This is a genomic window from Bradyrhizobium sp. 31Argb (assembly GCF_043638955.1).
In the GTDB taxonomy this organism is placed as follows: domain Bacteria; phylum Pseudomonadota; class Alphaproteobacteria; order Rhizobiales; family Xanthobacteraceae; genus Bradyrhizobium.
Map to the genome: position 1 here is coordinate 1 of NZ_JBEGDB010000666.1, position 732 is coordinate 732.

A 732-nucleotide genomic window follows, 5' to 3' on the forward strand; every position below is an offset into this window, starting at 1 on the left:
CACTGGCTGCGGCTTGTAGGTGCCGTCAAGCAACCGGGCTCGGATCGTGAGCCAGTGCTCCTTCAGGTAGGCCGGCAATTCGCCGACAGTCATCCCGTCGACGCCTGCCGCGCCCTTGTTGCGCTTCACTTGCGCCAATGCTTTCTTCAGATTCTCACGCTCGACCACTGCTTCCATCGACGGCCCTGCGACCGCTGGGTGTTCGAGACTGGCCCCCGCCGCGCGTGCTTCGGTCTCTTGGGCGGCGGCCTCCAGGGCTTCACCCTTTGCTCCGGTGCTCAAGTTCAGCTCGACCTGATTCTTCTGCCGCATGGCTCGCACGAGATGGACCGCTCTACTGACCACTTCCGCCGTTCGGGCCTTCAGCGGCGCGCCGCCGCCTACTACGCCCTCTGCTGACTTCTGCGCCGCGATCAAGCCGCCTTGCGGCGACCTCAGTCCCGTTACCGGGACACGGCACAGATCTCCCGAGGTAAGACCGACCGCCTTCACCGCGCGCCCGCCGGATCTACCGCCCCGGCCCTTGATGACCGTGGACTTCGCGATCAGCGGCTCGCTCGTCCGGCCGGGTCGGCCTCGTTATCCGGTGCTTGTCCATCGGACCGCGGTTTTGCTCCACGCTTTCTTCAGACCCCACCTCGCGATGACGCCCTTGCGCTTCGCTAATCCTTCGCCGTCATCAGGCTGGATAGAGGACTTCCACCTCCAAGCTGTCGTTCATACTCGGCACAC

At 64.8% G+C, this 732-nt stretch carries 1 pseudogene; it reads right to left on the reverse strand.

The annotated features are described in order from the left end of the window. A pseudogene (locus AAFX91_RS42175) lies at positions 1-417 on the reverse strand (hypothetical protein); the annotation flags it as partial. Positions 418-732: the final 315 nt, after the last annotated feature.